The sequence below is a fragment of the Bradyrhizobium sp. 160 genome, from assembly GCF_023073735.1.
In the GTDB taxonomy this organism is placed as follows: Bacteria; Pseudomonadota; Alphaproteobacteria; order Rhizobiales; family Xanthobacteraceae; genus Bradyrhizobium.
This window is the reverse complement of the sequence record NZ_JADPKD010000031.1, coordinates 1-13,971: the sequence shown is the minus strand read 5'-3', so window position 1 is coordinate 13,971 and position 13,971 is coordinate 1. Positions and strand designations below refer to the sequence as shown.

Annotated in this window: 9 protein-coding genes and 1 pseudogene; 8 read left to right on the top strand and 2 right to left on the bottom strand. The window is 58.3% G+C overall.

Features of this window, described 5'->3' with window-relative positions:
- Nucleotides 1–104: 104 nt before the first annotated feature.
- Both IVA98_RS13270 and IVA98_RS13265 read left to right on the top strand, forming a co-directional pair.
- Nucleotides 105–1,643 (top strand): annotated as a pseudogene (locus IVA98_RS13270) (ISNCY family transposase).
- Nucleotides 1,644–1,742: 99 nt separating this feature from the next.
- Entirely contained in the window at nucleotides 1,743–2,873 is a 1,131-nt protein-coding gene (locus IVA98_RS13265) for a M20/M25/M40 family metallo-hydrolase (protein ID WP_247355082.1), read from the top strand.
- A gap of 443 nt (nucleotides 2,874–3,316) precedes the next feature.
- Here IVA98_RS13265 and IVA98_RS37235 read toward each other — a convergent pair whose 3' ends face one another.
- Nucleotides 3,317–3,712: an aspartate/glutamate racemase family protein gene (locus tag IVA98_RS37235; RefSeq protein WP_346657713.1), complete on the bottom strand. Its 396-nt coding sequence runs from the start codon at nucleotides 3,710–3,712 to the stop codon at nucleotides 3,317–3,319.
- 1,145 nt (nucleotides 3,713–4,857) lie between these two features.
- On the opposite strand from IVA98_RS37235, the gene IVA98_RS13255 reads away from it, so the two are divergent.
- The 5 genes from IVA98_RS13255 to IVA98_RS13235 all read left to right on the top strand — a co-directional run bounded on the left by IVA98_RS13255 (nucleotide 4,858) and on the right by IVA98_RS13235 (nucleotide 10,775).
- Nucleotides 4,858–5,082 carry a hypothetical protein gene (locus IVA98_RS13255; protein WP_247355049.1) on the top strand — a complete coding sequence of 75 codons (225 nt, stop codon included), beginning with the start codon at nucleotides 4,858–4,860 and terminating at the stop codon, nucleotides 5,080–5,082.
- Between the two features lie 160 nt (nucleotides 5,083–5,242).
- The gene (locus IVA98_RS13250) at nucleotides 5,243–6,349 is read left to right on the top strand and encodes an ABC transporter substrate-binding protein (RefSeq protein WP_247293560.1); all 1,107 of its coding nucleotides are present in this window, start codon (nucleotides 5,243–5,245) and stop codon (nucleotides 6,347–6,349) included.
- 79 nt (nucleotides 6,350–6,428) lie between these two features.
- Complete coding sequence (locus tag IVA98_RS13245; RefSeq protein WP_247355048.1) at nucleotides 6,429–7,574, top strand: ABC transporter ATP-binding protein; 1,146 nt, start codon at nucleotides 6,429–6,431, stop codon at nucleotides 7,572–7,574.
- Nucleotides 7,575–7,596: 22 nt separating this feature from the next.
- The gene (locus IVA98_RS13240) at nucleotides 7,597–9,108 is read left to right on the top strand and encodes an ABC transporter permease subunit (protein WP_247355047.1); all 1,512 of its coding nucleotides are present in this window, start codon (nucleotides 7,597–7,599) and stop codon (nucleotides 9,106–9,108) included.
- Nucleotides 9,109–9,704: 596 nt separating this feature from the next.
- Nucleotides 9,705–10,775 (top strand): alpha/beta hydrolase family protein, encoded by a 1,071-nt coding sequence (locus IVA98_RS13235; protein ID WP_247355046.1) that lies wholly within the window; start codon nucleotides 9,705–9,707, stop codon nucleotides 10,773–10,775.
- Nucleotides 10,776–11,067: 292 nt separating this feature from the next.
- Here the strand turns inward: IVA98_RS13235 and IVA98_RS13230 are convergent, their stop codons facing one another.
- Nucleotides 11,068–11,550, bottom strand: a complete 483-nt coding sequence (locus tag IVA98_RS13230) for a MarR family winged helix-turn-helix transcriptional regulator (RefSeq protein WP_311739364.1) — start codon at nucleotides 11,548–11,550, stop codon at nucleotides 11,068–11,070.
- Nucleotides 11,551–12,027: 477 nt separating this feature from the next.
- On the opposite strand from IVA98_RS13230, the gene IVA98_RS13225 reads away from it, so the two are divergent.
- Nucleotides 12,028–13,560: a porin gene (locus tag IVA98_RS13225; protein WP_247355045.1), complete on the top strand. Its 1,533-nt coding sequence runs from the start codon at nucleotides 12,028–12,030 to the stop codon at nucleotides 13,558–13,560.
- The last annotated feature ends 411 nt before the right edge of the window (nucleotides 13,561–13,971 follow it).

Sequence of the window (13,971 nt, the reverse complement as noted above, 5' to 3'; positions counted from 1 at the left end):
GCGCATTGCCTCACCTCAATTGTTACCGGATGCTAAGCCGTTGCCTCGCGTAAATTGCTCCCTTGGATCGGAAACGAGCGGGGGCGACGACGGGGTGGCTCAGCATGGCGACGCGGAAGGAACTGACGGCGGCTGCAGACGCGCGCTATCGGACGTCGGATCGCGCGAGGAAGGCGCGGATATTGGACGAGTTCGTCGACATCACCGGATTCCATCGCAAGCATGCGATGCGGCTTCTTCGAGGTCGGGAAGACGCGCGCCCAGGCCGGCGGGTGACGCCGGGTCCATAATGGAGGCATAACACAACGCACTCGTGCTCCTTTGAGAGGCGTCAGACCGGATCTGCGGGAAGCGGCTGAAGGCGTTGATGCCTGCGCTGATTGCGGCGATGGAACGGCACGGGCACCTTGGCCCGAGATCCGCGACAAACGTTTGGCAATGAGCGCTGCGACGATCAACCGCGCATTTGGCGCGGGTCCGGGAAGGATTAGGTCGCAAGCGCCGACGGCACGCGACGCACTCGTTGCGTCGCAGTATTCCAATTCGGACGTCGGCAGATTGGAACGATCCGGCGCCGGGGTTTGTCGAGGCTGACCTTGCAGCGCATAGCGGTCCATCGGCGCGCGGCAGCTTCATCCAGACCCTCGTGCTCACCGACATTGCTACCGGCTGGACGGAATGCGGTCCTCTGATCGTGCGCGAACAAACGCTGTTGAGCACGGTGTTGACGGAATTGCGCAAACAATTGCCCTTTGCGCTGCTCGGCCTCGATACGGACAATGACACCGTGTTCATGAATGAGACGCGAAAGCTTACTGCGATGGGGCCAACATCGTCTTCAGGCGTTGCCGGCCCTACCGGAAGAACGACCAGGCGTTCGTCGAGCAGAAGAACCGCGCCGTCGTGCGCAGGATGTCGGCTATCGTCGGTTCGAGGGCCTGGAAGCGGCCAAGCTGCTGGCTGAACTCTATCGATCGGCGCGGCTGTTCGTGAACTTCTTTCAACCCTCGTTCAAATTGATAGCCAAGCAGCGCGACGGCGCTCGTGTGCGCAAGACATACAGCGCGCCGGCGACGCCACACCAGCGCCTTGTCGCCGACGCCCGCACGCCCGACGCGGTTCGCCACCACCTCCAAGAAATCTATGCCGCTCTCGACCCGGTCGCGTTGTTGCGCGACATCCTCGGCGCGCAGGAACGCCTCGCGGCGCTCGCGGATACCTAGCCAATCGCCCATCCTGCTGCGGCATTGCAATCGATCGATCTCTTCCTGGCAAGCCTACGAACCGCCTGGAAGGATGGAGCTATGCGACAGACGGATCGGCCAATCGTGAAACCGAAAAGAGGCGGGCGCCGTCCCGCCCCCCTCATCCGGGCAACGCTAGATTTGCGAAAATGCTTTGAAGCCGAGCTCTGGCGGACTGGTAGCGAACTGCTCTCCCGGTTGCAGGTGGAATATCCTGGAGCCTATCCGAACAAGCTTCTTCGAACGCTTCAACGTCGGCTTAAATCCTGGCGCAGCGAGCAAGCGAACGCGTTATTGTTCGTTGAGCGAGTAGAGCTCCGCAGCGAAAATGCGCGTGACAAAGGGCCGGGACCGAATTTGTTACTCGTCGTCGGCCGTGGTTCGCCTGTTCCGTATTGAAACCCGAGCGCGAGACCGAGGTCGGATTTGAAGATGATGTGGGCTCTTCGAAACGCCAATTGCGGTGCGCTGCACAATATGGAATGCACAATGGTCGCTATGAATCCAGCCAATCTCCCCTTTAACTCCGAAAAGATGCTGCAGGGGCTGCGCGAGTGGGTCGAGTGTGAAAGCCCGACCTGGGACGCGTGCGCGGTGAACCGCATGCTAGACATCGCAGCTCGCGACATGGCGGTCATAGGCGCGACGGTCGAGCGCATCGCGGGCCGGCAGGGCTTCGGCGCCGTTGTGCGCGCACGCTTTCCGCACCCCAAGCAAGGCGGGCCGGGCATCCTGATCGCGGGGCACATGGACACCGTGCATCCCGTCGGCACCATCGAGAAGCTGAAATGGCGCCGCGAGGGCAACAAATGCTACGGCCCGGGCATCTTCGACATGAAGGGCGGGAATTATCTTTCGCTCGAGGCGATCAGACAGTTGGCCCGCGCCTCGTTCATGACGCCGCTGCCGATCACGGTGCTGTTCACACCTGACGAAGAAGTTGGCACGCCGTCAACTCGCGACATCATCGAGGCCGAGGCTAAGCGTAACAAATACGTGCTGGTGCCCGAACCCGGCCGGGCCGACAATGGTGTCGTCACAGGGCGTTACGCAATCGCGCGCTTCAACCTCGAAGCGACGGGCCGGCCGAGCCACGCCGGCGCAACGCTATCGGCGGGCCGCTCTGCGATCCGCGAGATGGCGCGGCAGGTTCTTGCGATCGACGCAATGACCACAGAGGATTGCACCTTCTCGGTCGGCATCGTGCATGGTGGAAAATGGGTCAATTGCGTTGCAACCACCTGCACCGGCGAGGCGCTGTCGATGGCCAAGCGCCAGGCCGATCTCGACAGCGGCGTCGAGAAGATGCTGGCGCTGTCGGGCACAACCAATGATGTAGACTTCAAGGTGACGCGCGGGGTCACCCGTCCTGTCTGGGACCCCGACGCCGGCACCATGGCACTCTACGAGAATGCACGCGGCATTGCCAACGCACTCGGCGCCGAGTTGCCTCATGCCAGCGCCGGCGGCGGTTCCGACGGCAACTTCACGGGAGCACTGGGCATTCCCACTCTAGATGGCCTAGGCGTGCGTGGCGCCAAGGCCCACACTTTGGAAGAGCACATCGAGGTCGACAGTCTCGCGGAGCGCGGGCGGCTAATGGCGGGGCTACTGGCGACGCTGGAGTGACGGCTACGCCGTGGTTTGATAGAGCGCAGAGAACAACTCTAAGACACCAGTTTTCCGCGTCGGCGCGAGACACAAGCTGAACAAGTTCTGTCACAGTCTCGCTCACGCGCGTCGGCCTTGTGTTCGGCCGCGGCCGTGCCAAACGCTTGAGATTGAGGATGCTCCGATGCTCCAGCTTGATGGGGCCTCGGTTTCTAAGAGCCAAGGCAAGGGCTGGAACATTCCCTCGACTATTCAGACGCTGAAAGGTCGAGCCCCAATGTGAGGTGGGTCAGACATGAGTCCAAATCACCTGCTGCAGATCCAAGCTTGTGCGGCCCACAAGCTCCACGAGCTTGGCGCATTAGGCTGCGGGGAGGTGGCCTTCTTCGATGGAAGCCGCTGAGGATACGCTTTCGACCAGCAAAGCTCGTAACGGCCGATCTCGACCTCACTCAAATCCATCAAGCGACGGAGGCGATCGTCAATCGGCAGAGACTCGTGATGTCGTAGACGGGCAATCTCGAAATTCGGCGAATTGCAGCTGCGACCAACGGAAATCCGGCACATTCAAACAAGATGACCGCGATCTCTGGTTGCGCCTCACGGAGGCGCGCTACGCAAGCAGCGACGTCTTTTTCAATCGCGGCGACGTCCACCGGCGGTGCCGGACGCTGTAGCTCGTCATGCCAGAACTTACCACCTTCGATGCCGCCGATCACGATTCTCGCGCGAGTGACTGGATCATTGATGCCGAGCAAATCCTCACTGCAATGCGTCGAGTCATACGTCAGAACCGCGATTTTCGCTGGCGCAGGCAGCTGGCGCAACAACGCCGGTAATAAGAGGAGGCTCGACATCACCACGGGCACTGTCACTGAAGCAGCTACAGCCGCTTGATGCCGTATTGAGAAGCCGCAGTTTGAGCTGATCGCGACAGCGCCCCGGTGTACTAGGCGACGAGCGGCTGCGATGTAGGGTCCCTCAAGGGACGGATCGCCCCGGACGACATTCTCCACCCACGCACCCTCGACCGTTTCGGAGATGACGGGAAAGTTGAACGTGGCCGGATTTGTCAGTGAGCCGGCTAGTGGCGTCGGATTGGGGCGCACGGGCTGCACCCCGCGTTCGAGCAGCAGTACGCCCAGCGAGGGTTGATCTTGCGATATCACAGGGGCAGGTTAGCGCAATTTTGGGGAAGAATTCCGCCAGATACGCGTCGCCGGCTTGAGAAATTCTGCGCAAATCGAGCCAATCCGAAGCAAGTACGCAGAGATGCTGCGCAATCCCAGCTGTGCTCAATCCGTTCGCGCGAAAGAGTACTGGCGAGGTTCACCGCCGGTGAACCGAAGTCTTCAATGTCGGGGACTGGCGGCCGAAATTCTTCACGCGAACGGAAGGCTACGACGATCTCGCGCGATGGGAGGCCGGTTAGTGGGAAATCTGACGGCGTGCTTACCACCAGTTACTTCGCGCCACGTCGCTTGGCAAGATCGCACCGTCTTGCGCGTTGGCAGGGCAACTCCCTAGAGAGTTTGAATGCGCGCGCGACGCAGCCTCAGAGCCAAGGGACACCGACAATCATTCCCGCGAGAGACGGGTCGCAGGGACGCCAGCATTCACTCGAAATTGGACCGCGACAAACGGCAATCTTGCCGAACATCGCCTTATTCAGGGTATAGAGCAATGGTGCGTTGCCAGTCGGCACGTTTCGCTGGGCGGCCGGCGAGATGATGCCTGCTGGTCGGCAATGACAATCAGTCTGCCGGACATGCGCCGCTCTCGAGGCACCTGAACTCGCTACCGACCCAAAATTTCCTGAAGAACAACGATCGCGTCGCCAACGTGGAGGAAATCATGGCGAGCTTTGCTGATCTTCTATCAAAAAATACGGCGCGCATTGGCTCCACGAGCTGGAGAAGGCCGGTGTCCCTTGTGGTCCGGGAAACGACTTTCACCAGGTGTTCGTGGATCCGCACGTCGTCGAGCGCGGCATGCGGGTGTTGTGAAGCACAACTTTGAATCCGAGCTGGCCTCAATCAGCAACGCGCTGACCTTCTCGGAGACACCGATCACTGAATACCGCAGCCTGCCGCTGCGCGGCGAGAACACGCAAGGTGTGCTGGCCGGCAAGCTTGGCTATGATGAAAACAAAATTGCGCAGCTGAGGCTGTGCGGGCGATTTAGCCTAGCGGTTTCGAGCGACTGGAGCCGCGCCGGTTCGGCTTGAGTTGCAAGCTCGAAAGCTTCGCATTCCTCCAGATGGCCGCAAGATTCGAGCCGAATCGCGCCTCAAATCGGAGAAAATCGGCGTTGAAGCGCCGTTAAAGTTCTCACAACGATAATAGCCGCCGAAATGTTACACAATCGCAACCAGAAGGGAGTGAACCATGAGCCTTTTGATGAACCGCCGGCGAGTCCTCCAGGCCGGCTCCTCCGCCCTGTTGGCAGGTGCCATGAATTCCACGGCCGGCGGCGCGCTGGCGGCAAATACGGATGAGCTGCGGGTCGTCGTCTACGGTGGCGACATTGCGAAGGCATACATCGAGACCTTCGTAAAGCCGTTCGAAGCAGAGACGGGAATCAAGGTCACCCCGATCACCGACCAGATCACCTTCGCGCAACTTGAGCTTATGGTGAACTCAAAAACCGTTACTGTTGACGTCGCTCCGATCACTCAAGGCTCTGTTATCATCGGGAGCGAAAGAGGCCTCCTTGAGCCGATTGACTATTCAAAGTTCAAGAAGGACGAGCTGGACGGTCTCTTCGAATTCGTCAAGCACCCTTTTGGAGTGGGGCAGCTGATCTTTTCTTATGTCATGGTCTACAATACCGAAAAATTCCCCGCGGACAAGCCGCGCCCGACCACGTGGGCTGAGTTCTGGGACGTCAAAAAATTCCCGGGCGTCCGGTCAATGGTCTCTGGCCGGGGCGGTGGCGAGGGCCCTTGGGAGGAGGCACTGTTGGCGGATGGCGTGGCTCCAGACAAGATCTATCCAATGGACATCGATCGGATCTTCGCAAGTTTAGACAAGATCAAACCGCATATTCGTAAATGGTGGACCGTCGGCTCCGAGATCCAGCAGATCATGACCGATAAGGCGGCCGACCTTATGCAGTCCTATAGCGGGCGAACGGGGGTGGTGATTTCGAGAGGCGCGCCGATGGAAATGAACCGGACGCAGTCCAAGCTGCAGTGGGATAGTTGGGCTATCCCCAAGGGTAGCCCGAATGCTGAGAAGGCGCAAAAATTCATTGAATTCGCCACCCGGGGGGAACGCCAAGCTGCATTGGCTCGCTTGTGGCCGGAAGGCCCGACCAATCGAAACGCGTTCAAGCTGCTGCCGGAAGAGCTAGCGCGTAAACTCCCGAGCCATCCCGACTACTTGAAGACCGGCATTGTCATGAATGGGCAATGGTATAGCCAGAAAGGGGCGGATGGAAAGACCAATTCCGATCGGCTCCGCGAACGCTGGAACGATTGGATTCTTAGCTGAGCCTGAAAGTCTTGAAACCACTGCCACGGCGACCGGATGCATCGGTCGCCGGGCAGTTCCATGTGTTGAAGGAGCCGCCATGTCGAACGCCTTGGCTTTCATCAATCAGCAACCTGCTAATGGTTTTGCGAGCGTGGCTGTCAACAGTTCCGCCTCCATTGCCGGCAATGAAGCGAAGGAGAAGGACGTGGCTCTCGCACAAATCGAGTTTCGGAACGTCACCAAGAATTACGGATCGGTTGCTGCAGTCAAGGACCTCTCGTTGAGCGTTTCCCGCGGCGAGTTCTTGACCATTCTTGGTCCAAGTGGTTCGGGTAAGACGACCACTCTGATGCTGCTGGCCGGCTTCCAGGCGCCAAGTCAAGGCGACATCTTCATCGCTGGAAAATCCGTCGCCGCCGTTCCCTCGTACCGCCGCGATCAGGGCATTGTCTTTCAAAGCTATGCCCTGTTTCCGCCCCTCAACGTACGCCGCAATCTTGAATTTCCGCTCGAAATGCGTGGCATGAAAGCTGCCGAGAGGACGGCGCGTGTGGATCGAATTCTCTCGCGCGTGCATCTCAGCGGTCTCGAGGACCGCATGCCGTCGCAACTGAGCGGAGGCCAGCAACAGCGTGTGGCGTTGGCTCGCGCCCTGATAGCTGACCCGCCGATCCTTCTGCTCGATGAGCCGCTCGGCGCACTGGATCGCAACCTGCGCGAACAGATGCAGAGCGAGATCAAGAGCCTGCACAAGGAATTTGGTATCACCACTGTCTGCGTGACGCACGACCAGGACGAAGCGCTCACGCTATCGGATCGTATCGTTGTGATGCGCGCCGGCGCGATCGAACAGACTGATACACCCGAGGCAATCTACGACCGGCCGGCAACGCAGTTCGTAGCGAAGTTTTTGGGCGAGGCGAACATTCTTGAGAACCCTGGTTTCATGATCGAATCCGAGGCCACGCAACCGTCCGACACTATTGCCATGATTCGGCCGGAGCGAATCTGCGTCGCCGCACTCGATGCGCCTAAGCGGGTCGACGCGGATCTGCGCCAGTCCGTCATCGGGATCGTGGAAAACATGATCTATGCGGGTCCACTGCGAAAATATCACGTGCGTGTCGGCAGCACCCTGCTTGTCGCGCGTGAGCACGTCGTGTCGGGACGACCGGCCTTGCAACCAGGCGAAGAGGTGCGACTTGAATGGCTGCGTTCCGATGTGCGATTCGTTGCTGCGTAGGACGCCGCAAAGGAGACGGTTCATGAACGTTCTTCATAAGCTTGGCCGGATGTCCATTGCGCTTACCGTTCCCGCTTTGGCCATTCTGCTTGCTGTTTTTGGTCTGCCGGCCGTTCTGCTATTTCTGACCAGCCTCAATGCGCCGACCATCTCGCTCATTAATTACGAGGCCTTCTTCAGCCGCGCAGCGAATGTTCGTGTGCTCTTGCAGACGATTGAGGTGAGCGTCGTTGCTACAGCGATCTGCGTCCTTATAGGATATCCCACGGCATATCTGATCGCGGCTGCCTCGAAGCGCGTGCGCATGGTGCTTCTGGTACTCGTCGTAATTCCCTACCTCACCAGTTTTCTGGTGCGCACTTACGCCTGGATCGTAATCCTTGGCGATCGAGGCCTGATCAATAATCTGCTGCTCGATCTCGGGCTCATCTCTAGCCCCATACCTCTCATTTACAATCGCCTGGCCGTCTACATCGGCATGGTCCACATCATGCTCCCGGTCATGGTGCTCCCCTTAGTGAGTGTCATGCTGGGAATCGACAAGTCACTCGCAGCAGCAGCCCGTAGCATGGGTGCACGCCCCTTCGCCGCCTTCTGGCGCGTCTTTTTCCCGCTTAGCTTGCCCGGCGTTCGCAGTGGCTCGTTGCTGGTCTTCGTCCTCTGCCTTGGCTTCTACGTAACGCCAGCCGCGCTAGGTGGGTTAGGCGACGCCATGTTGTCAACTTTCATTGCGGCTCAAGTCGATAACTCTTTTGATCTCGCGCGTATTGCTGCCTCAGCGTTCATTCTGCTGGGACTGGCCGGAGTTATGCTCGCGATTTTCGGACTGGATCTGGCCGGCGCTCAAGGTCGGGCGCCGAAACCAGTATCGAAGTCTCCACAGAACTGGTGGCGCTCACTCGGCTCTCCTGGGCAGCATCTCAATGAGTTTGCCGGTCGTTATCGGGCGAAGCGGTGGGCCGCGACGCTGTACCAAGCAGCCGATAACAGTGGCTCGTGGAGAACGGTCGGCGCGGCCTTTGTTGCGCTTGTCATGTTTTACCTGCTGTTTCCGAGCGTTGTGGTCATTGTCATGTCGTTTAGCGCCGGACCTTCGCTGCAATTTCCGCCATCAGCTCTTTCACTCCAGTGGTACCGCTCTTTCTTCAACACGTCCTCCTGGACTGAAGCTGCCTGGACCAGCATTCAGATCGCTGTGGCGGTCGCCTTCCTGTCAACAATCGTCGGCACGCTCGCGGCCTATGGCCTCAGCCGTACCTTTCCTCGACTACGCAGTATTATCACAATGGCGATCCTCACCCCGATCACCATTCCAAGCATCGTTGTTGGTATTGGAGCCTATCTAGGACTGCTCAAGTTTGGACTCATAGGTACGAAGACCGGAATCATCCTGACGCACAGCATCGGTGCTACCGCCTATGTAGTCGTGATCGTCTCGGCGACTCTAGCAAATTTCGACCGACGTTTGGAGCTGGTGGCAAAGAGTATGCGGGCCAATCCATTTCGAACGTTTACGAGAGTGACGCTGCCGTAGGTGCGGCCCGGCATTATCGGCGGTGCCCTGTTTGCTTTTCTTCACTCTTTCGACGAAGTCGTCAAAACGTCACTGGTTAGCGGATTCTCGATCCGCACGCTGCCTTTGAAAATGTGGGAAAACATGCGGCATGAGATCGACCCGACGATTGCCGCGATAGCATCGATGCTCGTGCTTCTGCCTGTGGTTTGGCTAATCGTTTTGTACGTTACTTGGTGGAGGTCAAGGCCGAAAGTTGCTGGCGCCGTTCTAGAAACCGCTGCTTAAACGGCTAACCTCCCAGATCGCTCTTTAAACACCTGCTGGTCCCTTGGGTTGCGCCAGTTCCTCCTATCGCATTTCGTGCTTCTCCAAGCCGAATGGGCCGACGCGCAGAAAAAGCTCGTACAGCCCCGTTCGAACACGGAATTTCTAAGTTGAACGCCTCTCCATGGGGAGATTTCGGCGCCCAGTTCTTGGTAAATTTATTACAAGGAGATGAAGACAACACGCCTCTGAGAAGCAATTCTCTAAACAAAAAGTCGATCTCCATAGGATCAGCTGAATGACGGGTGCGGGCTGTGCAGGGGTAAAGATCTTCACCGAGGGGCAAATCGATGGAGTTTGGTGCTTGGTCTCACGTCAGGGGCGATCTTGAGTCCGTACGACAAAACGCTTCGGCGTTCCTGGATGGTCTACTGCCAGAAGATGATCGCGCCCAATTGGCTCGGCAGAACTGGGGCGCAACCTGGGCTGGGACCGGCGATGCCTACTGCCGTCTTGCTGACCTCAACATAAACAAAAAGAAATACGATGAAGCCACGCAGGCTTGGCTTTGCGCGCTCACTGCCTTCGAGGTCGCCAGGAGGCTAGTCGCGGACGATGATCCGCGACGGGCGGACGTTTCAGCCAAAGTCGAAGCTGGCCTTCAGAGGATCGGACTATCCTTTGGTCATGAGGTGGAAAGCGTACAGATCGCGTGTGGTGATCTGGGGGAGTTTATCGCCTACTATCTGCCTGCTGGAACTCCCAACTCGCGCGCGCCGGCGGCCATTTGCGTCAGCAATGAAGAAGAGGAGGGAGTGACATTGCTAGGCAGGCTCTTGCCTGTGGTGGTTGGCCGGGGGATATCCGTCTTGGTTGTCTCCCACGAGAACATCGCAAATCACGCACGCGGTGGATCCGAAATCGTATTGTCCCATTGTTTGGACCTTTTGTCGGTTCGGCCTGACGTTGATAGTGGTCGGATCGGCATTTATGGAGACGGGTTATCGGCCTCTTTAGTTACTGATTTTGCCGCCCACGATCGCCGCATTGTCGCGGCGGTTTGTGATGGTGGCATTTGGAATTGGACGCGCTCCCTGAGCTCCATCGATTGGATGACGTCGACCGATGACGGCGCAGACAGGGATATGGTGTCGGGGCATCGCTCACGGTTGGCTCGACTGCCGAATTGTCCAATACTCGTGGTAGCCGGTGGGCGCGGCGTCGTCAGCGTGTCCGAGGCGATCAAACTGCAAACTGTTTGCATGGCGGCGCGCATCGACGTGGACTTGGTCATGCCGCAACTCATGCGAGGAGGCCTGGGCGAGGAGGTTGACAACTTCGTTAGCTCAGATGACTGCATCTTCAGGTGGCTGGAGCAGAAGCTCGCACGGAAATCAACTTCAGGGCGAATCATAGGCTAGCGGCGATGCGGTTCTCTCCCGATCTTTTCGCAGGAGCTCTCATTAAGTCCTAGTTGTCTCTGATCGACGGATCGTAGGCGAAATCGATTGTCTTGCGGGTTTAGATGGGGCCTGTGCAGTGGTGCCGAGGGGGCGATGCGGCCTGGAGAAGTTCAATCGATGGGTCCTGCCAAAATGGACTCAAGTGCGCGCTCGACGCCCGCCGCCAGCGTTGGCAAGTGAATCTGTCCACCTTGGTCGGGAGCAAGTGATGGATACGGCCAGGCTGGATGAGGCTGTCACCCTTTCAGGCCTACAATGCGCCAATACTCAGTTTTTGGGATGCCATTCGGCTATTCTTCGCGATCGAGGTCAGCCGCTTGTTGAGGTAGTCTAGCGACGCCTGGTCCAGCCCCTCCAACAGCGCGGAGTTCAGGGCTTCCCTCTTGCTCGACAGCTTTGAGATTTCTGCTCGCGCCTTCTCAGTCAGGGACATTTGAACGAACCTTGCATCATCTGGCGACGGCTCGCGCGCCAGAAACTCCATCACCTCTAGCTTTTTCGTTTGGTTGGTAACGAACGCGGGATGAATTCGGAGTTTGCTTGCAACTGCTATCCCCGAGACACCGCGACCTTGGTCGAGTTCGTCGATAGCCATGAGGATCAGCCACTGTGGCTCGGTCAAGCCCAGTAGCTCCGCCCAACTCTTATGTATTTCCTCGATTTGGGAATGGATCTCGACAACGTTCCAGATGAAGTCCCTGACGGCCCTGTCGATTGTTTGTTTTTCAGCCATGTTGATTGTCCCGCCAAACCCAGCGACGCCCGGTAAGTCGCTGCGTGACATTTCCCCTTCGTATCTGGGTTCAGGCGCCCCTGAAAGGCTCCATTGGGCATAGATGCCATGTAAAAAATCAATTGATATATTTAACTATTTTTGCTAGTGCTCTGCTTAGATCGTTTGAGGGGCTCTTCAGCGATCATGTAAAATCTCCAAGGAGAACCTCCGGGATGCGCCCCGGAGGTTCTTTGTTTCGCGAAACTGCCTAATGTCGCACTGCAGAATGAGCCGTGTCGCTGAAATGCCACAGTTGACAGCCAAACAATGCTTTCATTCGTTAATTAATTGCAGCAATTGATGCGACCAATTAGACCATGGGCTGACGGAGAGGGGGCGCCTCGACGTCGTCCGTCAAGCACCCGCCAGTAGGTGAGGCGAGCAGGGGCGGATCTTTGAAGGACGGAAACGACGTTTCCAACTTGGAGGTTCAACATGAAATTGATGAAGAGCTTTATCCTCGGTTCGGCCGCAATGTTTGCTGGCGCCGGGGCACAGGCCGCCGATCTTCCCGTGAAGGCCAAGGCGGTTGAGTACGTGAAAATCTGCTCGCTGTATGGCGCCGGATTCTATTACATCCCCGGCACCGACACGTGCATCAAGTTCGGTGGTTACGTGCGCGCTTCGACCCAACTGGGCACGAACAGCGTCTGGGGTGCGGCGGCTAGTGGCGTCGCAGGCGCACACAACCGCCTGAGCAACTACTACACGGCGCAATCTCGTTTCGACTTTAGCACCGATACGCGCACAGCCACGGAGTATGGTGTCCTTCGCACCTACGCAGAATTGGCCTTCACCTGGACGGCGGGCGGTTATAGCGGAGCCGGGAGCACCGCGATCAATGGCGCGACTGCCTACTCCGGAAGCAATCCCGCCGGCAGTGGCAGCGGCATGATTTCTGGTGGTTCACTCTCCGTGTACTACGCCTTCATGCAGTTTGCCGGCTTCACCTTCGGCAGGGCGCAGTCGCAGTTCTCCTCGCCTTGGACCAACTATCCTGGTAACTCTTTCGATGGCATGCCTGGCGGCGGAGGCTGGGAGGCCGTCAACCAATTCGCCTATACCGCTGACTTCGGCCAGGGCATCACGGCTTCATTCTCGGCCGAGGATCAGGTTCAACGTACAACTGGCATCTGGAACGTGAGCGGTGCGACTGCTGCAGGCCTTGCAACGGGCGCTTACGGGGCGTACGACACCGGCGGCTCGCGCGCTCCCGATCTCGTAGCCATGCTGCGGGTCGACCAGGCTTGGGGCCTTTTCCAGGCGTCGGTCGCCGCGCATGACAATCACGCTGGTTATTATGGGGTCGATGAAACGACCGGGCATCCGGGCGACAAGTGGGGCTGGGCTGGTCAGCTTGCGCTGTCAATCAAGAATATTCCGACCGGCGCTGGCGACACCATCAACCTCCAGGGTGTCTACACGAACGGCGCGAGCATTTACAACTTCCAGTCATACACGCCGTTCACTTATGCGATCTACGGCGGCACGGGATTGGGAGGGGCTTACCAGAGCCTCGGTCTCGCGGGCGTCGTTGACTCTGTGTTCGTTGCCGGCGCTGGCCAGCAATTGACGACGACATACGGCTTCAATGGCGCGTACACCCACAACTGGAACCCGTATTGGAACAGCGCCATCTTCGGTGGCTTTGGTGCCGTGCGCTACAACGGTACAGCCAAGGGCTACATCTGCGGCGCGTTCGTTGCGACGCTTGCGTTGTCGAGCGGCCTTGCTGGTTGCAATCCCGACTTCAACTACTCGGTTGTTGGCGTGGCGACGCGCTGGAATCCCGTCAAAAACCTGACCTTCACGACCGAACTCGCTTACACGATGCTTGACCAGAAGTATGCCGGCGGAAGCACGGTCGCTTTGCCGGTGCAGGCTGGCATCGCCAAGCCTGCGGCTACCTACGAGCTGAAGGATCAGAGCAGCCTGCAGGTGATGTTCCGCGCGCAGCGCAATTTCTAAGTCTTCTAACGCACCAGCAAAGGAGAAGTGGCTCTATCAATTTAGGTTAACCTCCAAGAAGGCCTCCGGCATGCCCGCCGGAGGCCTTTGATTTGGTGCGAATTGCAATTGCGGAACGTGAAAATCAATCCCCCCGGGCTTCCTGCGCGAACTTGCGTAGGCGAGCAAAGCACTCCGACTGGCGTGCCTCGGAGGCCCGCAGCGGGACATGACCCGTGCTGGTTTTTAGATAGAAACTCCGACTACATCCGATAAGGGCCGATGCCCCCAAAGGATTTGCTCTGCATCGCCCTGCTACCGCCTGGATCCCCCTGACCTGCCACTGAGTATTTCCTCCAGAAGGAGTTAGAGTCCGCCCCGAAGAAGGACGGACGGATGAAGCGAGCAAGGTTCACGGAAGAGCAGATTATC

Coding starts and splice junctions, on each gene's coding strand:
- IVA98_RS13265 (WP_247355082.1), top strand. CDS start 1,743: ATGAATCCAGCCAATCTCCCCTTTAACTCCGAAAAGATGCTGCAGGGG.
- IVA98_RS37235 (WP_346657713.1), bottom strand. CDS start 3,712: ATGTCGAGCCTCCTCTTATTACCGGCGTTGTTGCGCCAGCTGCCTGCG.
- IVA98_RS13250 (WP_247293560.1), top strand. CDS start 5,243: ATGAGCCTTTTGATGAACCGCCGGCGAGTCCTCCAGGCCGGCTCCTCC.
- IVA98_RS13245 (WP_247355048.1), top strand. CDS start 6,429: ATGTCGAACGCCTTGGCTTTCATCAATCAGCAACCTGCTAATGGTTTT.
- IVA98_RS13240 (WP_247355047.1), top strand. CDS start 7,597: ATGAACGTTCTTCATAAGCTTGGCCGGATGTCCATTGCGCTTACCGTT.
- IVA98_RS13235 (WP_247355046.1), top strand. CDS start 9,705: ATGGAGTTTGGTGCTTGGTCTCACGTCAGGGGCGATCTTGAGTCCGTA.
- IVA98_RS13230 (WP_311739364.1), bottom strand. CDS start 11,550: ATGGCTGAAAAACAAACAATCGACAGGGCCGTCAGGGACTTCATCTGG.
- IVA98_RS13225 (WP_247355045.1), top strand. CDS start 12,028: ATGAAATTGATGAAGAGCTTTATCCTCGGTTCGGCCGCAATGTTTGCT.